Annotated in this window: 1 protein-coding gene; it reads left to right on the forward strand. The window is 67.1% G+C overall.

Translation table 11 applies throughout. From position 1 onward, the window contains the following. The first annotated feature begins 6 nt into the window (after positions 1-6). Entirely contained in the window at positions 7-22,062 is a 22,056-nt protein-coding gene (locus ACYVLQ_RS24190; protein ID WP_460699810.1) for a YwqJ-related putative deaminase, read from the forward strand. The last annotated feature ends 82 nt before the right edge of the window (positions 22,063-22,144 follow it).

Here is a 22,144-nt window from a genome sequence, read left to right on the forward strand (position 1 = left end):
GCGCTGATGGGCGAGTCGTTGGCGTCGGATGCGCTGGCGCAGGCGCGGGGGCTGTTCGAAGCTCTGCCCGACGGGGTGCGACGGCCGATCGAGATAGTGGTGTTCGGTGGGGACCTGCCGCGCGCCGATGTGTCCCGGATGCGGTGGATGGCGGCGGAGCTGCGGCGTAGAGCAGCGGCGATGGACGGACACGGGCAGGATGCCGCAAGCGTACTGGCGCAACAGGATTCGGTCGGCGTCTTCGGCGATCGCATGCGTGAGGCGCTGCATCTGCACCGCGACGGTGCGGTCAGGCTGGGTGACGAGGCGCGGCTGCTGGCCGATCAGGCGGCGGCCGCGGCCAACGATGCGGAGAAGTCGCTGTGCGTGATGCTCGCGTTCGGCGTCGAGCTGGCCTGGCGGATCATCAGGATTCTCGCGAAGGCCGCGGCGGCCGGTCCCGCCGGGCAGGTAGCGGCGGCGGCGACGGTGCAGTCGACGCTGGTTCAGGGCCGGGCCAAGGTCGCGCTGATGCGTTCGGGTCTGAAGGTGGCCTTGGAGCGGGGCGCGGTCAAGGCGGCGGCCCGGCGCTCGGAGTTGGGGCCGCTGCGGTTGCCGGTCACGCTCGGCAAGGCCGCGGCCCTGCCCGCGGGTGTCGACGTGGGCGTGCAACTGTGGCAAGCAGCGGCCGGAGAGCGGAACTGGTCGGCGGTCGGGCCGAACGGCGAGAACCCGACGGGGATCGACCCGATATCCATTCTCGCCGCGGGTATTTCGGGCGCCGGAGGTGCGGCGGGCGGTATGCTCGCGGGCCGGTTCGCGCCGCGGATCTTCCCCGGGCTGGAGAACCGCCGGCTGCTGCTGGGGCTGGTGCACGGGGGCGCGGGTGCGATGTCGGGCCTGGGTGCTGCGGCCCTGGTGACCGGGTGGCCGGAGCATTTCGACCAGGTGCTGGCATCGTTGCTCAATGGCGGATTCGCCGGGGCCGTACACGCCAAGTCCGGAGCCCGCCCGGGACCGGATGTGGCGGTCGACGGAGCCCGTGGCTTCACCCGGCCCGACCCACCCGCGGCCCGCAGCGAAAGCAACGCCGAGCAGCTTCCGCGGGGTGCGGATACGGCGGTGCAGGCCCCGCCCTCCGGGCCTGTCGAGGTCTCTGAGGAGGCGAAACGGTCGTGGGCGGCCGCGCGGACGGCGTGGCGGGCCGCGCCGGAGGCGGTCACTGCCGGGGGCGGCCACGGCGAGACCTCCCGAGCTGGAGCGAACGGGCGGGCCGTAGCGGTCGAATCCGGAGAATCGCGGTCCCACACGAAGCCGCTCGGAGAGACAGCCGGTCGCGCAGCGGATTCGTCGGGTCGCTCGGAGCGAGCGTCGGTCGAGGCGGGCGCGGAAACCTCTCCGCCACCTAAGGTTTCGGTAAGCGACGCCCAGGGTCCTGCCGACAACGGGCACGGGACTCTCGTCGCCCCGAGCGACCACCGATTGTCGGACGGCGACGACGACAGCCGCACCGCCGGGCAAAGCGACTCGATCGTGCCAGCCTCGCCGGAAACACCGGACGGCACCCGCCCGCACCCTGGTTCCGGCGTCGGAGCAGAAGGGCCTGTCGCCGACGAGCTTCGATCGACGGACTCCGGCCCGGCGATACCGAGTTCCCGTGACCATGCCGTCGAGTTGATCGCCGATTTTCACGCGGCGTCCGCCGACCAGGTTCCGCAACAGTTGCGGCTGCGCAACCTTCCCGATGAGGCGTTGCAGGCGGGGCTGTTCGATCTCGACACGCACAAGTCGATGCTCGCGACGATGGAAGTCATTCGGCGCGGCACGGTCAGTGATTCCGTGCCCGGGGGAATGGTGTTGCGGACCGAGCAGGCCGAGGCCGTGTACGCGTTGGCGAAACGTCCCGTGGAGATGAAGCCGGGCGAAGGCAAGTCGCTGGTGTTCATGGCGGTTGCGATCCAGCGGGCCGTGCGTCACGATGCGTGCTTGCTGGTGACCACCACCGACGGGCTGGCCAACCGGGAGTTCACCCGGTACCGGAAGCTGTTGTCCGGCTTCGGGATCGATGTGTTCCGAGCCGATCAGCAGCAGGGTTTCGGGTCGGTCGTCGAGGGGCGGCCGGCCATCGTGGTGGCTACCGGCGAGACGGTCGGGCATCTCTGCAACGCGGGCCACAGGCCGCCGCGCCACGTCTTGATCGATGAGATCGACGGCATCATCGACCGCGGTGAGAAGACGTTCCTCGCCTCCGAAGGCGTGCATCTGGACGCGCCCGAGCAGACGGCCCTCGAGGTCTTCGCAGCGCACGACTTCCTCGCGGGCGCGCTCGCGAACGGGGAACTGTCGTACAGGGATTTCGGCCTGCAGCGGATCACCGAAGAACTCGATGTGCGACGGCCGGACGGTACCTGGGAGATCGGACAGCAGTACTGGTACCTGGGTCAGGTCGACCTGACCCCCGGCGGCCGAGAGAAGGTCGGGGCGCTGCCGGGCGGGGAGCGGTGGTTGGAGGCGATGGGCGCCTCGCGGCTGGAGATGGCCGCCGCGGCGGAGTTCAGCTGTCGCAAGACAACTCACTACGTGGAGAACGCGGGCAAGATCATCATCGTCAACCAGGACGAGCACAGCCTGCAGCACAATCCGGCGACCTCGAGCGAATCGCGGTGGAGCGCCGAGAAAGGCAAGGCGAGTCTGGCGCAAGCCGTGGAGGCCAAGGAGATCCGGGCCGCCGAGGCCGAGGGCAGAACCGCCGAAGAGCATCGGATCAAGGTGCGTGCCGACGCCGATTCGCACAGGTCCATCACCGCGGCCGAAATCTACCGCACCGAGGCGACCGATGGTCGCGAACCGTTCTTCGACGAGGTCACCGGCGCCTCGGGCACCCTTCAGGACCTGAACCCCGTGCTGGAGCAGGTCTACGGGCTGCAAGACGCCTACGAGGTCGGCCGGTCTCAGGAACACAGGCTGGTGGAGGGTGTGCCACACGTAGTGGAGAACACCCGCGCCAAGCTGAACGCCGTCGCCGACTACGCCCATGGCATATGGGACGGCGGCGACGGACGCTTCCAGATGGTGCTGTGCCACCGCAACGACTTGGTGGAGCATCAGGTCCAGGCGTTGCTGCGCAAGGGAATTCCCGAGGAGGCGATAGAAGCGGTCGATGCCGACCGGATCGCCGAGTGGGGCGTCGACTGGGAAGCCGAGCTGCAGAAGGTATTCGACGCCGCGGGCGAGCAGGGCCGGATTCTGGTGATCAACCGGCAGGGGCAGCGCGGCGTCGACATTTCGGTCTCCGATGCGGTGCTGGCCAAGGGCGGCATGCACGTCTGGATGACCGAGGTCCCCGAACAGAGCTACATCTACGAGCAGGCCAAGAACCGCACCGCGCGCGACGGCGACCGCGGCACCGCACAGGCGCTGATGTCACCACAGGATTCGCTGATCCGCAACGCTATGCACCTGCATCACGTGCGCGAGGCGGTCGTGTACTACGGAAGGGCGGCAGAGGCCCACCGAAGAGATCCGACCCCCGAAAACCTGCACGCCCTTGCGGAATCCAGCGACAAGCTCGTCTCACTGGTGCCAGAACTGCAGGAACGTGCACTGCACCACGCCAACGCCGAATTTCTCCGCCGCAATGCGATTCACCCGCTCGACCTGGTCGACCCGGTCGACGCCCTCGAATTCGCCGAGGAGCGACGGGATCCGGATATCGCGGAAACCGAGCCCTCGACGGAAGAGGTCATACGCGTCGCCGACCTGCTGGGGATCCCGGGTTCGGTCATGGCGGCGGCGCTACTCGATCAAGACGATGACGATCGCCCCCTCGACGCGCTATTGCGGCAGGCGGCCCTGCCTCCCGCCGCCGTGGAGGCGTTGCGACAGCACGTCGAAGCGACCGCCCCCGCGGCCGCGGTGCGGTACGCGCTGCTCACCGACGAGCAGGCGTTGGATCAGCTGATACCGCGACGCGACGACCTCGCCGAGTTGCTCGGTATCGCACCGGCGAAAATCGAAGGCGCCGAGGGGGTTCGCGTACTGACCGGCGAGGTGAACCAGGCCAGGGAAGCTCTGGCCGGCATGGTGGGTCGCTCCGAATCCGATACCACCCCGGCTGTCGCTCGCGACATCGTGGGTGAAGCGGTCACCCGCCGCCTGACCGGCGATCGCGTCGGTCAGCCGGATTCCGAGGACGGTGTCGCTCGCGCCGAAGATCGTGTGGCCGAGCGCCCGGCCGGTGTCGGCGATGATGTCGCCGTGGCAGCGCACTACCTGGCCGTCGATGCCCTGCTGAACCTGGTGATAGAGGTCCACCGCCGTAGTCCCAACAGGTGTGTCGAAAACGCCATGACCGGCGTGCGGGTGCTGTGCCCGCGCCGCGCAAGTCGCATAGAAATGCCCGCCGCCGCGCGTCGCGGACCGTCCTCCGCCCTGAGCGGTCACAACATCCACGTCCTCGAGAATATTTTCGAGGCTCCGCTGCAGCCGGCCGGATCGCTGGACGCAGCGGCCGAATCGCTGCAGCCGGGCGACATCTCGGTCCTGGCCTACAGATGGAAGGACTCCGAGGCCAGGGGTGACACACACTCCGACCACCACGTTGTTCTGCTGGTTGACATCAGCACACCGGGCGAAACCCCGAAGCGGGTCGTGGTCGACCTCGCGGCCTCCCGTGACGGGCGGGCCGGCGCCGACTACGGCCCGCAGGACCTGGTGAACCCCCGCGCCCTACTGGACAAGGCCGTCTCGTTCGAGAAATGGCGGAGCAAGCAGCACAAGTTCATCGACCGGCTGCCCGAAGCCGATCGCAGATTCTGGTCGATCCGCCTGAACCGCCACGGCATCGCCTACGGCAAGGGCGCCACCCCGGAACTGGTGAGAGCGGTCAACTCGTCGGCTTCGAGCGACAACGACGTGGCCCCAGCCCTAGCACCGACTCCCACCGTATCGCCGCCCACCTCCCGGCGAACCGAATCTGTGAATGTGGGCAGCCGCCCCCACGACCCCGACCCGGCTCCGGCCGACGACGGGCCACCCGGAGCGGTCGGCCGGGGCTCGGATCATGTCGAACCAGCACTCGCGACCGGACGAGATCGACTCGATGAACTCGACTACACGTTGATCGCCCGCGCAATGCCACCGGACGACCAGCAGGTCAGCGATCCCGCGCTGGGGATGATCTGCCGAGAGCAGGGGTTCGACGGACTGCCGGCGGTTGCCGCCGCGGAGGACCTCGACGAGCTCATCGCCGCGGGCGGCCGCGAGTTCTTCCGCGGCGTGACGGTTCCCTGGCATGTGGACAACTTCCGCCACGGCGACTACTTCCCCGGTCGGTCGATGATCACCGAGATGGGCAACGGGACGTACGTCACGACGAAGCGGGACGCGGCGTTGTTGTTCTACGCGGACAACCGACAGGACCAGGTGATCAGGATGGTCCTGTATCCCGGCGCGAGGACCACCGACGAAGACCACCTGCGAGCGGTGCAGCGGGCGGAGCTCGATTCCGTTGCCGGGGAACTCGGCCGACTGGTCACGCAGCGGCAGACGCGCGAGGTAATCGCGCGTGAGGAGGCCCTGGTCGCCCGCCGGGCCGTGCTGTCGGACCTGGGCCGCCTCGCCGCGGCGCTGGGTTACGACGCCTACGCCACCCATGGCTCGCTGCCGCGCTACAACGACCAATACTGGGTGATTCTCAATCGTACGGCCGTCATGGTCGAGGGAGATCCCGCTCCGGCGCGCCCGACGAGCGCTCGTCCGGCGCAGGCGCCCGACCTACCTCCCGAGCGCATGGCACAGATCATCGCGGGTGAAGAAAGCCAGTCGCCGCCGGAGGTCGCGGAGCCGGGGGATATCGCAGGTGAGCCGGACGACGATGATGGGTCCGGCGAGTTGGTGCGGCAGGCCGGGCGGTTTCGGCCGGACGAATTGCGTTGGCACATACAGCGTCTGGGGGCGCGGACCGGGCTGGAAGAGTTCGCCGAGATCGCGCGGCTGATGTTCCTCGACGGAGTGAACCGGAGCGAGGAGCTGGCACGTCGGACCGGGCTGTCCCCGGCGTCGGTTCGGCGGCAGCGGTGGGCCGCCACGGTGCTGCTCACCGCCGGGTTGGCGGGACCGGCGGTGTTGTACGGCGACGCCACGCTGGATGGCGCCCTGCGGGCGCGGGCGGCAGTGGTCGCCGAGCTCCACGACCTGACCCGACAGCGCGGCGAACAGCCGCCGCCGTGGGGTGGGGAGGCGGCCGCCGTGGAGTCCTGGGAGCGGGACCGAGCGGGTTCTGCCGCGACGATTTCCGAGCTGATCGGTGCGCAGCGGGAACTGATGCGGTCGGTGCCGGTGAGCGAGGCGATCAACCAGTTGGAGAAGCGGCTCAACAGGCTTGGCGAGCGAGAATGGGATCGGTTGTCCACCACCGCGGGACAACAGGGGCTGGACCGGCTGGCCGTCTGGGTGCACGACAGGCTGCGACTGGAAGACGACCTCCAGCGCGCCACCGCGTTCACCGCCTCGGAGACGCCAATAGCCGAACTGAAGAGGTCGATCGCGGAACGGCGGAAGCGGCTGTTGCGGGAACTCGACGAAATCCTCGGCCGCGCCGCCCCATTCGAAGAGTCCGCCGGCGCCGGACTCGAACGCCTGGCCGGCACGACCGACCCCGCAACGGCCGCAGGCCGACTGATCACCGCCCTCGCCGACCACCGCCACCGCTCCGATCAAATCGGCCTCGCCACCTCGCGCGCCGACTACGACCGGTATATCGACAGGCTCCTCGGTGAGTTCGACCCGGGGCAGCAGGGCGGGTCCACGGGCTCCTTCATCAGTCGACTGAGGGAAGACCTGGGCGTGGATGACCCGGTTGACAGCGGCCACCCGGCCGCGAGTGGTGATGCACTCGATGCGGGGCTTCGCGGGGCGCTGGTAGCGAGGGTTACCAGCCTTGATGACGTGTCCCTCGTCCGAGTGATGGGAACGCAGCGCCTCGAGGCGGTCGGGCGTTTGGCGGCGTTTCGTCGAGGCGAGCCGCCGCCGATCGAGGAGATGGTCGACACGGCGCGGGTGTTGAACGTGATTGTGCGGGAGACCGCTCGGCGACTGATCGATGATTTGGTCGAGTTGGCGGATGCCCCACCAGGCTCGGAATCGGACGAGTTGCGGCGCGAGTTCCACACTTGTCAGGCAACTCTCCATAAGTTGCACGATGCGGCGACCGCTGTGTGTGAGATCGCCGGTGCCCTGCCCAGAGAGGTGGGAGGGGAGGTAAGGGGGCCGACTGGCAGCTCGGAGGATTCGCTGTACGTCCTGGATTCTGTTCCGGCATACCTCCAAATGATGGTTAATTTGTTCGGAGAACCTCCGGCAGGGGAGCGGGCTACTTCATTGTGGAGAATGGAAAAGGGGCCATTGGTCGAAAACGCTGCGGCGGGCTTGGCGCGCTTTTTCGAAGCGGATAGATATGCCGGGCGGATGGGCTGGTCGGAGTATGTCGACGAATACGTCGATGCTCGTGCGAACTATGAGTTCGAACCGGCATTGTTGAAGGCGTTCCGATCTTTACCGGCGGAGAAAGCGGCCTTTGATGAGTACGAGTCCGGTTCGGCTCAGGGATTTGCTGCAGCCGCTGCGTCCTATCTGTCGGATCTAACCCTGGTTGCCCGCTACTATTTGACTCGGTCTCGAAATTTCAACGCCGGGCGTCACGTTGTATGGCAGGCGCAGTTCGATTTGTCGACAGTCGCGAGTCGTACGGGGTACGACGGTCCAGCTTGGGCGGCCGTCGAGGTTTTCAATCAATTGGATACAGCGCTGAGGGCGGAATTCCGCATAGGGTCATCGGAAAGGCCGAGCATGCGGCGCCACGGGTTCGAGATCCTCGAGCGCGGCGGCGTGGCCCGCGAGGCGATAGAGGAGACCATCCGGCATCTCGAGGTCACGGAGCGGTTCGTGCAGGCCCGGGCGAAGCTCACCGCCGAGGCGCATCGTCGTCTTCGGATCAACCCGGATAATGCGCGAGTGGTCGGCGAATGGTTCAAGAAGGCCGTGTACGACAGTTATCTGCACGGTCGGACCACGGCCGGCAGCCAGGATCGCGCCCGCTACGAGACCACGCGGGCCTGGTGGACCGTGACAATTGCATTCCTTCAGTACAGTACAATCCAGCGCGCGCTGGATTTGGTGCAGTCGCATGTGGAGCGCGGTGAACCCGTCGCCACATTGGTAGCGGCTCTGCGGGAGGGGTCCGGCGAATCTCTCGTTAATAATCTGCCTGCCGCCCGGACCGCGGTACGGGAGCCGGTCCACCAGTTCTCGGACGCGATATTTGCAATTTTGAAACAATGTGCCGAAATCGTGTGGCAAGAATGTCAGGAAGGCGGGAAATACGAGGAGTTCTTCGCCGAGTATTGCCGCGCCCGAGATATCGATGCCGAAACCATGGACAAGTGGTGCAGCGAGTTCTTTCCCGCTATGAAAAAGCGCCGTCCAGGCGGCGGCGAGGAGGAATTCGAAAAAAGAGAGGAATTCATAGCCGAAATCACCGATATCGGGCGGGCGACAACAGAGACCGGAATGCAGTCTCCGGCACTGTCTCTCACCGAGGTGATCGGTGCTTTTCACTTCGCATCGACCGTGTCGGACGACGAGAAGCCGGAGCTTTTCGAGCCCTCGATTCCGGCTCTTCGAATGGAAACTTTTCGGGGCAGGGCTGATTTGACGAACCTGTTCAGCGATTATGTTCGCGAGCTCATGTCGCCGGATCCGGATCCGGCTGTGCTGCAACGCGCTGCGCGCAAAGCTCTGGGGCTGGCCCCTGATCAGGACCTGACGTCCCCCTTGGAATCGCGGGATCCACGCGTACCGCTCCGGTGCCCTGCGGCCCACATCGAAAGCAAGATGGGTCTCGACGCAGCCGACGCCCTCCTCCGACTGGGCTGGCTCGTCGCACGCGGCACGATCTGGTCGGAGCAGTCATCCCCGCCTGTCGACGCTCCCGCCCCAGAGGCAGGGCCCGGGGACTTCGACGGGCTACTGGCCGAACATGGGGTCGTCGTGGGGGATGCCGCGGTAGCCCCGGCCCTGGGCTCGCGCCCGCCGGGTGAGCAGGAGATCGTCGAGTACTCGGTCCCGGAGTGGCTGTACTGGGAACTCGCCGAGGCAGGTTGGAACGCGGTATCGACCGACGACCAGGATCGTCCTCGCACCTTTTCCGAGGACCGTGCGGTGAGCGACTGGCCGCGTCATCGGACGCGCTTTCCGGTCCTGCAGCGGGGGTCGGTACGAGTGTCGGTGGGGTGGCACGGTGTGGTGTCGCACGAAGATCTGCTGCGCCGGTCGTGGCGGCCGTCGCAGGACGGTGTGCGTTACGCGGGCCTGCCCGACATCTATGCCTGGTCGCAGGAGCGGGATCTGCCCGAGGACAAGTTGTCCACGGAATGGATCAAGAGCTATCTGCTGGATCCGGAGCGTTCGCCGCTGCCGGAGTCGGTGATCGCGCATACCCGCGACGAGGTGACCGCCATGCTTCGCTCGCGTCTGCCGGAGTCCCGGATCGGCGATCCGGAGGTTCGGCGCGGCATCCGGCTGGCCGCCGAGGGAATATTCATCAGCAGGACGTTGTACGGCGATCCGGATGTCGGCCGTGCCAACCATCTTTACCACGACGTCTTCGAGAAGCGTGAACATTGGATCGCCGCCTTCTACCACAACGGCACCGACGTCATCGATGACCTGCGGGCGATCCTGGACAACGGGCTGATGCAGGACGACGATATCGGCGAGATCATGCTGACGATCGTCGCGGACGCGTGGAGTGACGTGGTCTACGGCGCCGGGCGGCGCAGCGACAATCCCGACGGCTACGACGAACTGAAATCGGCTGAGCTGCTGTACCGCATCGCGTCACACCCGGTGTACGGCTATGACAGCGGCGCCGCTCGAATTCTGGGATTTGCGGTGAACGCCACCGGGTTCGACGAGGCGACCGGCACTCAGATGATCGCGTCGACCGCGTCCGTCGAGGAGTTGCGGGGACGCTGGGGGTTGTCCGACAACGAGTTCGAGGTAGCGATGCGGGTCGGCCGCCGGGTCGCCGCCGCGGACCTGCAGACACTGTCGGAGCCCGATGCTCTCGTCCGGACGATCGAACTGGCGCTCGAGGACCTGATGTCGAGGCGCTCCTCGCCGGAGCGGGAACTGGGCGTAGTCCTGTCCAGGCCGGGCATACGGGTGAACGATATCGGTAAAGCGTTGCGGCTCACGGGTTTATACGGGCGCATGCAGCCGGGCGGATACTCCCGGGACGACGACACCTCCCTACGCCGGGCTTTCATCGATCGACTCCGCAAGAGCGTCGACTTCATTCATCCGGACGGAGGGTATCGGGCTCCGGACGGGTGGCGGCTCGGCAACCCGGACATGCGCCGGGATCATGCCGAGAAGCTCCGGAAAATCGTCGACCGGTTGGAATCCGACCCGGGTTATCCGCTGCTGGACACGCTCTGGGAAACGGCGGACCGATTGGTAGACAACCCGGGTTATACGCCGCTGGCCGCATACCGAGATGCCCAGTCGCACGCGGACGCAATGCGGGAGAAGTACAACGGCGGCGCTGGGCTGTCCGATCCCACTGAGGGCGGGGCGTTTCCGGATATCACGCCGGTGTTGGATCGGCTGCGCGAGGGTCCGCCGACCTATTACCAATTGGTTGATCGTGCTCGGGAGCTGGCGGCGGAGCATCCGGATGTGTGTGAGTTGAAACCGGTTCTGGGCGAGGATGGTCGGCCGATACTCAGCCGCGGCGGCGTGCCGATGGAACAGTTCGTGGTCTACCCCGACGACGGGTCGTCCGACGTGGTGGTCGGATCGCCGCATCTCTATTACGGCTTGGTTCATTCCAACGAATTCTGGTCGTCCGGCACCATCGAAGGTCTGATGGATTACGCCGTCAACGAGCCGGGGGCACGCACGCGGAGGCGGGTATTTCTGCTCGGCCTCGATCCCGACGGCGCGATGCTGGCCGAAGGCCATGCCTCGCTGTACCCGCTGCCGTTCGGGTGGCACAAGCGCACCTGGTATCGGCAGCCGGCCGAAGAACAGCCGGAATACATGTTCCTGAAAATGCCCGAAGGGCTTGCGCTCGCGGCCTTGATCCGGGAGCACTGGCCCACCATGTGTTTCTCCATGCACAACATGGATATCGGCCAGCCGTTTACGGGAACCACCCGTGCCGTGCCGGGTTTGCCGGAGGTGGTGGCGGCCGCGAGTCGCCTGGTGACGACGTATCTCGGAGACGGACTGACGGATACCCTCTCGGAGGGCGAGGTCGAACAGCTAGGCCCGGGGCTGTTCCGGTATAAGGAACACATCTTCTGGCACAAGATCGCTGCCTATGCGCGACAGCACGGCATCGACAAGGCAGCGGTTGTCGTGGTCGAGGCGCCGATGTGGCGCGCGGGCGGGTATCCGGACATTTCGCCCTCCGAGGCGGCCGACATCGCCGAGCGGCGCCTCGCCTCGATCGACGAAGTCGTGGCGAAACTACCGGCGGCGCCCGCCTTCGCTGTCTATCGGCCCGTACGCATGTTCATCGACGACACCCGCAGAGCCGTGGAGTCTTGGCGCGATCGTCCTGACAAGGGGATCGACACCTTATGGGCTCGCCTGTTCCCGATCCGCACGGCCGCGTTGTTGTGGCGATACGTCAATGAGCTGCTCGACGGCGATCCCGCCGACACCGGACTCCTTTCGGTCGAACGTGAATTGGATCGGCTCCTCACGTCCTGGGTCCCTGAATTCGAGGACACCTACCAGGTCACCCCCGGTTCCTACCGCGATTCTGTGGGCTATCAGATGCGAGTGTGTCTGGGGGCAGGCGCCAATGAGCACTCCGACGCCGATATCGCGCAGACCCTCACGCCCGAATTGGCCGGGCACCTCGTCGCCCGGCGCGAAGATCTGCTGCGCCGCGCTCGAGACGCCGATGCCTGGCTCGCCCAGCAGGCGGCAGTGACGACGGAAGTCCGGGATTGGGTCGAGGCGGCGATCAGGCGGGCCGCACAGGAGATGGATATCGGCGGCCCGGAGGACCCCCCGTGGCTGCGGCGCGGCAAGTTTGCGGGCACGGCACGCGAATTGCGCACTCGAGTAGCGGCACTCGGATCTGCCGCGCCCGCTGATCTGGTCGCACGGTTGGCCAGGTTCGACAAAGCCCTCGCCGATATCGATCACCGCCGTCGCCTGATCGCGCGAGCGGCCGAGCTGGACCGGCAACAGGGCGAGATCGGCGGGCTCATCCAAGAACTCGAACGTGTGTCGGACGAACACGAGCTGGGCGAACTCGACACCAAGGCCAGCGCCTTCCTCGCCGATCTCGAGCGCCATCGGGAAACTATCGACGGCCGGCCGGAAGACGCTGTGGCCGAGGTCGACTCGGCGGAGGGAGAGCGGCTGCGTAGGTGGGCGGAGAGTTTGGATGGCCTGGAGCCCGGCACGGAATTGGACAGGTATTGCTCTCTGGCTACCGAGCAATTGACAGCCTTTCGGCGCGGAGAGCCGCCGCCCATGGGCGAGGTTATCGCTACCGGGCGTGCGTTGAATGCGCTCGTCTGGGATCAGTGCCGCTGTTATCGCGACGACATCCGCGACATGCCGACGCCGCGTCCGGCGCCGCCGGACCTGGCGTCCTTCGTGGATGATGTTGTCGCGCAACGGCCGGAGCTGGAGCAGTTGTCCGTCGCGGCCAGTCTTGTCGTAGATCTCATCGGTACGCTTCCCACCGAACGGTGGGTTCGGCCATCGGCGCCGACCCCGGGTTACATCGAATTCCTGCGGTCCTTTCCCGACCACCTGGGGCGAACGACGGAGGCGTGGTCGAGAATCCGGATCGACTCGGATATCGATACGCTCTGGGACGAGACGCTGCCGACGGCGATCCGGCTCGTCGACGATTTCACGCCGTTCTTCGATTCGCGGCGGCTACCGGACGGCACCAACTGGTCGCAGCAGGTCGACAAATATCTGGCGGCGCATCTGCGCAGCGATTTCTCTCCGGCTCTCGTGGCGGCCCTGCGCGCCCTGACGCCGGACGCGAGGTCGGCGGCCCGCGAGCATTCGGAGCCGGACGACGTATTCGCCACCGAATCCCTTCTGCGACAGCTGAACACCGCGGTCGGCTACTATCTCACCCGCACCCGTGACGTGGATACGGCACTCGCGCTGGTGCGCCGGATCGATGCGGCTCTCGAGCCCGCGACCGACCGGCTGGGCCCGTCGCATCCCGCCGTGCTGGCCGCTCGCGCCGTTCGGGCCCTGCACACCGACCTCTCCGATGCCCGCGCGAACAACCCGGACCACGCGATTCCGGAGATAATGCGAGCCCGTGGCCTGAGCGTGCTGGGTTCGGACTCGGCCGAGCGGTCCGTGATCGCCACGGCCGCAAGGCGTCTCGGCTGGCGCCACCCGATCGGTGCGATGCGCGAACTCGGAGAAGAGACTTCGGCCGAACTGTACGATGCCGCGACAACCTGGCTGCGACGTTCTGAGGTAGAGCTGACCCGGCTGGCCGCGGAGCGGGGCGTGGAGCCGTCGCTGGCGGTGCCGGGCTCGCCGGAACTTGCCGAGCAGGTCACGGAATTCGACTCGGCCGCAAGAGAACTCGTAGGCCTCTTGACCATCGACGCGCCGGAGCAGCAGAGCCTGGCCGAGCTGATCCTGTCCCTCGCGAGCGGGCCGGAGCGGGTCGCGCAAGTGGTCGGCCGTATCGAGCGGGGGTTGCGACTCGTCGACAGCGCTGCCTGGCGTGAGCTGACCGGGAATGCGGGGCTCGCTCGACTCGAACGGCTGCCCGAATGGATAGCGCGGGGCCTGCTTCTCGACGCCGAGTCGGCTGCCGATCTTTCGGAGGATCCGGCGCGCCGGGCGGAACTGGATCGCCGACGCTCCGCTCACGAAGCCGAACTCGTCGCCCTGCTCGAGCTGTCCGAACCGATACCGCAAGCCGAGGGGGCACACCCCGACGGGACCGACCCGCTGCCCGAACTGCGCCTGCTAGGGGCGTCGGTGCCACGCGCGACATCGACCGGTCGGGTGCTCGACACCGTGATCCGATACCTCGAAACCGGACAGCTCGCCGCCGTCGCGGGCCGCCTCCTCGAAGACGGGATGGAGGCCGCCCGGCTGCGGGGCGAGCAGATCCGGCGGGAACTGCTCGAGATCGAGTCGGACCGAAACCCGCAGTGGCGTCGGATGGCTGACTTGGAGGTAGAACACGCACAATGCCGCGAGAGGTACCAGCGGCTGCTGCTGCAAGTGGTCGCCGCATCCTTCGACATCGATGTCGCACACTGCCCTCCGGGGGAATCGATGAGGCGAATCGCGCGACTGCGTACCAATTCCCCGTACCCGACAGGCGAACTCGCCGACCTCTTCGCGGCCTACGACGAGCACGTGGCAGCCCTGGCGGACCTCGAGGCGCTGTCCGACGCCGCGTCGACCCGAGCGCTGAAAGGCTCAGCGCGGCAAGCAGTCCCGACTACCGACAGTGTGGCCGTGATGCTGGACCTGATCGACGCGGCCGCCGATGCGCGGTGGCGGCGTGACCGATGGGCGGAACTGTGTGGTGCCGCCCCCGCGGAGCGCAGCTCCGCGATACCCGGGTTGCGACGCGAATTCGCCGAACTAGCAACGATATTGACATCGGAGTTGCGGCGGACCGATGTCCTGCCGCCGGACACACCGCTCCGCCGGGGCTGGGTGCAGCGAGCCGAGGCGGCATGGGAATCCGAGCAGCGGCGGACTTCGAAAGGACCCTGGGTCTGGGTCCGACACGCCGAACTGCAGCGATGGCGCGACCGTGCACAGCGCTATCTCGGACTCAGCCATCTGTTCGACTACGTCGACGAGTGCGAACGTCTGGATCGCGAGTTCATCGCTCGGTCTGGCAAGTTCGAGGCCGCGCGGGACGCATCGGCGTTCCGGTGGGAAAGCAGAAGGGGGACCGGTTGGATACCGGTAGGTGAAGCGCGCGCCTTGGCGGCCGAAGACCACCCCGGTGCGCAGGACCGGGGCGGACGGATCGCCGCGGCAGCGGACCGGCGCAGGCGGTCCCACCGCGCGGCCGTGCGGGGCGCGGAACTGATCGGGGTCGAGCATCCGGACCGAATGCCCGTGAAACAGCTGCGAGCAGCTGTCGGGCGTTTGGTGCGCTGGTCCGACGATTTCCGATACTCGCAGAATCCACATGGGAGCGAAGCGGATCGGCAGCACGCGGTCCACATTGTGGATGTCGCGGCGACCACCCTGGCCTACACGAGATTGTGCCGTTACGCGCTCGACGACGAGCGCGCGGAGCGGGCGGCGGCCGCGCGAGATATCGGCCGTGAGCTGATCGAGCGCGAGGTTGTCGACGGGCGCGGCGGCCGCTCGCTGGGACCGGGCGTGGCGGTGGTGGAAAGGGAAAACGCGCCGCCCGAGATCTTTGTCGCCGGTCCGGTGACCGTTCTGGCCGACCCACTGGCCGCGGTGGACCCCGAGGTTCGTGACGAATTCACCGGCCGGGCTGTTCTTTTCCGCTATCGGAAAATCATGATCGATGAGAGCGGTCAGGTCTACGTTCAGGAGGTCCGTCCCGCCGATCGGCATGCGGCACCGGAACAGCTCGACCGCGGGGATCCCGAAATAACCACGGCGACAACGGCTTCGATTACGGCGGGCAGTACGACCACGACGTCGCAGCCGAGCCGTCCGGGGGCAGTCGACGTCGACGGGCCCGACCAAGCGATACTGGACGTCGCCAGGGCCGCGATAGACTCGCAGCTGGAGAAGTCGTTCGACGCGGCTCTGCCAGGCGAACGACTCTCCGACCAGGTCGCCTTCCTTCCGGGAATGGACCGCGGGAGACTGCTGATCGTCGCTCCGCTGGGCCGCCACCGCAGGGCGCTGCTCGACGCGACCGTGACCGACCCGAGGTACGCCGGAGCCCTGTGGCGCGCGAGGTTCGACAAGCAGTATCTCGAAATTTCGCTGGGCATTGACGGTCCGAAGGTCGAGGAAACAGAAATATCGGCCGCTCGAGCCGAGGGTCCCTATCGCGAACCCAAGGTCGCGGAGATAGAGGGGATCCTTCTCGACGAATACCTACGCTTCCGCCAACTGGGCCTGATCGAGACCGGGTTCGGTGACTGGCTCGCGGGTTTGGGCGATCATGCCTTCGACAGCCCGAAGCGCAAACGCTCGGGGCGATCCGAAGCCGTGCGAGGCCGGCTGAAGCAGGACAGCACGTTGTCTACGTTCGGCTTGGCGGTGGCCGAGGCGAAATCCGCAGTGGATCCCGATCTTCCGCACCCGACCGCGGTGTTGGTCCGTGCCTTCACCCGGCAGTTCGCGCTGCCGGACCCCGACGCCGACGATCATCGTTCGGGCACCGGACTCGTGCTGCGAGCGACGATCGACCTCGGAGGTATCGACGCGACAGTCGAACTCAGAGACGACGGCGATGGTTGGCGGGTTGCGCCGCCGCCCGGCCGTGGTCACGCGGGCGATGTGCTGAGCCGGTGGTCTCGAGGGATGACCGACTTCGACCCGAGCCGGTTGCTGCGGCGAATCGGCCGGGTGGTCGATGCCGGAGGGACGGGGGCGGTGACGGCGACGCCTGCCGGGTTACGCAGTTCCGTTGTACCGCGCGATCTCTGGCAGCTGTCCGTCGCTGTGCACGGTCGGGACGTCGTTGTCGATATCCGGCGCGACGGCGACGAGTGGCGAGTGGATCCGGGTGCGCTGGCCGACTCCGCCGGGCTCCCCGCGGATCTGCGGGATTCGAGCCTCACCCGGCTGGCGTGGCAGGTGAGACAGCAGCTGCGCGCGGCCGATTCCGATGATGCTGAGGAGGTTTCGCGCGTAGTCGAGATTCCGCTGTCGCGCGACGATGTCGAGCGATACGAAGAACTGGAACGTGCGGCGGCCGAGACCGCAAAGCGGTTGCGGACATGGTCGGAGACGAATGCGGCCGTGGTCGACCGCCTCGCCGCCGACCACCCCGAAATGCCGGACCTCGGCGACGATTCGGGTTACTCCGAGCGGTTGGCGGCTGTGCTGTGGCAGTCGGTGATATTCGATCGCGAGGCCTTGGCCGACGAATTGGGGATCGATCCGATCGACCTGGAATCGCTACCGCTGGAAGGTGGTCCGGCTGCCCGCCGAGCGGATATCCTGCGGCGTGAATCCGATCTGCGCGAGTTCGCGGAGCTGGCCGAACAGCATGCTTCGTTGGCCGCCGATATGTCGCGCGCGGCCCGAGCGCGTGACGGTTTTCTCGCCGGACGAGTCGTCGCGGCAGAACTGGAGGGTGGCGTCGCCGGGCGGCAGCCGACCGAAAGCGTCGGATACCTGCCGGATGCGGAGGGCGGCCTGCTGATTGTCGCTGCCCCGGCGGGTGGGCACATGCGGAGTCTGTCGGAGCTGGCTGTGACGGATTCGAAGTTCGCGGGCGCCCTGTGGCGCGACGATATGCGCAAGCGCTATCTGCGGGTGACCCGGAACGGTGATCAGGTCGAAGCGAAGATCATCGGTGCCTTCGAGGCGGAAGGTCCGAACCGCGCGCACAGCCATACCGATATCCTGATGCATCTGTTGGACCATTATCTGGCCTACCGGGCGGCCGGAGCGATCGATCTCGGATTCCGTTCCTGGCTGGAACAACTCGGGCCGCAGGCGTTTCGCAGCAGCGAAGTCGGCGCCGGAACTCGCGAGACGCTGGTCGACCCTGCCTACCTGCTGTGGCTGGGGTCCCGGTTGGTGCGCTCCGGAGTCGAGGTCGGGCAGTACCACCCGGCCCGTGTGCTGCACCGGCTACAGACCCGGCGGATTCCGCCGCTCGAGCGTGTGCGGCGATCCCGGGAGCCGGGAAGTCGTGTCGAGAACCCGAAGGTGACGCTGGGCGCGATGGATGTGCAACTCGCGCTCGAACTGCACGAAGGACGCTGGCGGCTGGCCGCGGGCAGTGGTTCGCGGGTGAACGACGTGCTGGCACAGCACTTCCCGGACCTCACGGCCGAGTCCGCGCTGGGGCTGGTCGCTGAGATCGGAGCGGCGGTGAACGAGGACGCGGCGGCCGACACGCACCACGTGTTGACGACGGGGGCTCCGAAGACGTGTTTTGTGGCGGCGGCCGAGTGGGCGGCCGAGGGCCCGGGACCCCGGCCGCAGATCGCTGTTCCGGACGACCACATGGCCGACATAGAGCGGCTGGGGGGCGTGGACGGCAGGGATGCCGCGAAGTGGGCGGGTGCGAACTGGCGTGCCTTCAAGTCTCCGGAGGCGATTGTCGCGCATGTTCGCCGGACCAGGGGCACGGTCATCGGTGCGGTGGAGTACGGAAGTTTCGACCCGGAGGATTCGGGAACCGTTGGTGCGCACGCGTTTACGGTGAAGATGGTCGGTGATGTGGTCGTTGCCGAGGAACAGGTTGCGCGGCTCGACGACGGCAAGGTGGTGATGGGCAAACGAACCGTGCGGGGGGATATCGCCGTGGCCGCGTGGGTCGCCCACCTTTTCGAGACCGCAGGCGCGGGAGCCACATTCCACGGCCTGGCCTTCAAGGCGAACGGGGAACCGGAGAACCCACTGCGCCCGGGAGAAGAGCCCGCGGGCCTGCCGGGGTTGGAGTTTCCGCGCTCGCCGATGGGCGAGCGTCCGCCGGGCCGGGCCCCGCCCGAGGCCGACGCCGCCATGTTCCCCGATATCACCCGGGTACTGGATCGGCTGCCCGGCCGCCCCCGCAGGTATCACGAATTGGTGGACCGTGCTCGGGAGCTGGCCGCGGCACATCCGGACGTGTGTGAATTGCGGCCGGTCCTGGACGAGGACGGCAGTCCGATGCTGAGCCGTGGCGGTGTACCGATGGAACAGTTCGTCGTGCACGCCGATGACGACAATCGCGAAGCGGCGCCGCATCTGTACTACGGCCTGGTCCATTCCAACGAATTCTGGTCGTCCGGCACGATCGAGGGCCTGATGGACTACTCCGTCAGCGAGCCTGGGGCGCGTACCCGGAAGCGGGTGCTCCTGCTCGGCCTCGACCCTGACGGCGGGATGCGGGCTGAAGGCTTCGCGGGGTATTCCCCGCTGCCTTACGAATGGGCCAACCGCACCCTCGCTCGCCAACTCGGTGAAGATCAGCCGGAACGTAATTTCGGTTCGCCAACGGATATGCCCGAAACGCGTGCGCTCGAGGCGATAATTCGGGAACACCGGCCCGAAATGTTGTTCTCGCTGCACAACCTTGATATCGGTGCTCCCTGGGTGGCAGCCACGCGCGAGATCCCCGGCCTGGCGGAGGCGGTGGCGGCCGCGAGTCGGCTGTCGGGATTGTCCGACGGCGATCCGATCTACGACATGCCGGGGGCTCGCGAGGTGGTCCGGGGCCTGCTCGAGATCCCGGAGGGGTACGTTTGGCACAGGATCGCCGATTATGCGGAGCGGCAGGGTATCTCGCGCCCGACCGTCATCGTTATCGAGGCGCCGATGTGGCGGGAGGGCGAGTTTTCTGAACTTTCGCTGGCTGAGGCAGCCGATATCGCCGAGCGGCGATTCGCGATTCTCGAAGATGTCGCCGCGAAACTGCCGGTGACTCCGGCCTCCTACAAATACCGGGCCGCTCGCATGTTCATAGGCCTCGCTCGCTGGCACGTGGAGCATTGGCGCGCTGAGCCGGAGCAGCCGAGTCACCCGGTGTGGACGCGGGTGCTCTCGGCCCGCGCGGCGGGAATGTTGTGGCAGTACGCCAACGAATTGCTGGATACCGATCCCACCGACACAGTCGTCGGTGCGGCCGAACGTGAATTGGACCGCCTACTCACGTCCTGGGTGCGGGAATTCGAGGACACCTACGAGATCACGCCCGCTTCCTACCGCGAATCGGTCGCTTACCAGATGAGAGTATGCCTGTCGGCGGGCAATGGCGCCCCTCTCGATGCCGTGCTCGATGCCGTGGCTGCGACGGACCCCCGGCTCCCCTCCGAACCGGCCGGAAACCTGGTCGCGCGGCGGGACGAAGTGCTGCGCCGAGCCATGGACGCCGGTGCCTGGCTCGCACAGCAAATTGCGGTGACCTCGCAGATCCAGGATTGGGTCGAGGCGGCCATCCGGCGGTCCACGCAGGAGTTGGGGGTGGGCCGCCCGGGGGACCCGCCGTGGCTGCAACGCGGCGGCCTCGCTGGCGAGGCTCGCGAACTACGCAACCGGGTAATGGCACTCGGGCCCGACGTGCCCGCCGACCTGGTCATACGATCCGCCGGGTTCGCGAAAGCTCTGGCAGATATCGATCACCGCCGACGCCTGATCACCCGGGCCGCAGACCTGGACAAGCAGTACAAGAAGATCGGCCAACTCATCGCCGAACTCGAAAAGGTATCGGACGACCACCGATTCGGCGAACTCGACACGATGGCCCGCGACCTGATCGCCGATATCGAACGCCGTCGGACAACGACCGAGGAAGAGGCTGTACCCGAGCCGGGCGACTCGTCGCGGCCGGGTATTCCCGCCGATCTCGCCGCGGATCCGTTCGGGTGGTCGGAGGTCGGCGGCGATCGCACCGCGCGCTGGACGGCGGAGACGGTGCAGGAATCTCCACCTCGATCAGACACCGGGGAGAAGCGACTGTCCACTCCCTGGAGCGGTTTGTCTCCTGTCGAGCGGGAGCTGCGGTCTCGTGAGCACGTCGAAGCCGTCTATCTCGAGATGCGGGAGCGCCTGTTCGTCCGGGGTGATCATGCTGCGCGCGTGGCGTGGGGCCGCGAACTGATGGAACTCGCCGATCTCGGTTACGGACCGGAGGCCGACAGCCATCTCGCGCATGTCCTCGGCATGCCGCCCTACCGATATCACGGTGCGCCGGCGTCGGATCGGCCAGCCGAGCCGTTCGACCTGCCGTCGTCGATGCCTGCCGCGGCGGCGGGCATCAACCAGCCGGAACCGTCTCGACTGATGTACCTGACTCCCGTGGCGCGGGCGTTGCGGCTGACGGCCGAGGACACCCTGTACGACATCGGCTCGGGTCTCGGTACGGCCGGAACGTTCTTCGGCGCGTTCACGCCGGTCGGACGAGTGATCGGACTGGAGATCGAGCCCGCCTACGCCGCCTACGCCGCGGCCCGTGCCCGGGCACTGGCCCTGCCGCACGTGCACTTCGTCCATCAGCATGCGCTCGAAGCCGATCTGTCCGCCGGCAGCGCCTTCTACTTCTACAACCCGTTCCACTCGACGGCGGACCGGGACACCGTGGGACTGCTCGCGGAGCGATTGACGGCATTGGGTGCCCGCAAACCGATCCGAATCGCCGTCAACAGCCGGGCGCTACGCGAACATCTGGAACGCAGCGCCGTCTTCTCGGCGGAAACCGTGCTGACGGACCCGACGATCTGGGTGATATTCCGAAGTCGGCCGGAGCCGGGCCCGTCCGAGGCCCGGGCGGGCGCCGGTCGAGAGACACGGTTCATCGTCACGGGGCCGGACAATGCGGGGGTTGCGCTCGATCGGTCACCGGATCTGATGAGTCTGGCGCGGACACACGCCGACGAAGTGCTTCGGGAGAGCGAGGAACTGGGCCTGCTGCCGCCTGCCGCCTCGTCCGCGGTGTACAACCGCCGCACCGGCGAGGTCTTCTTCGGCGTGAACAACACGCACGCTGTCGGTGACCCGCCGCACGTGAAGATCAGATTGGGGGCGCCGAAACCTCTCCACCCGCTGTTCGGGGCGCGAATGCCCGCCGAGAGCCTGGAGGAGTGGCCCGCCGCGAACTGCGCGGAGGTGCACGCCGCGAACAAGGCGCTGCTGGATGCGTCACTGCCGGAATCATTGTCGATACACAGACACCTCGGGCCTCCGGACATGAGCGACCTCGTCTACAGCACCGTCCGCACCCCGACTGGGCAGCCGTACCCGTCGTGCCGGAATTGCCAGCTGCTCCTCGGCGGGGCCATGGAGGTCTTGGAGCCGGGACCGCAACGTGGGATATTCCTCGGCGCCGCGGCGGCGGACGCGGCTCGGTTGAGACCCGACCCACCCGCGCCACCGCCCTCCGCCCCCTGAGCCGAGGGACCCAACCTTTTGCGCCCACCGACGGTCTTCTCTGCTGTGACCGGCGCGCGCGACTGTCGGACAGCTGCTCTGT

The organism is Nocardia thraciensis (assembly GCF_054782435.1).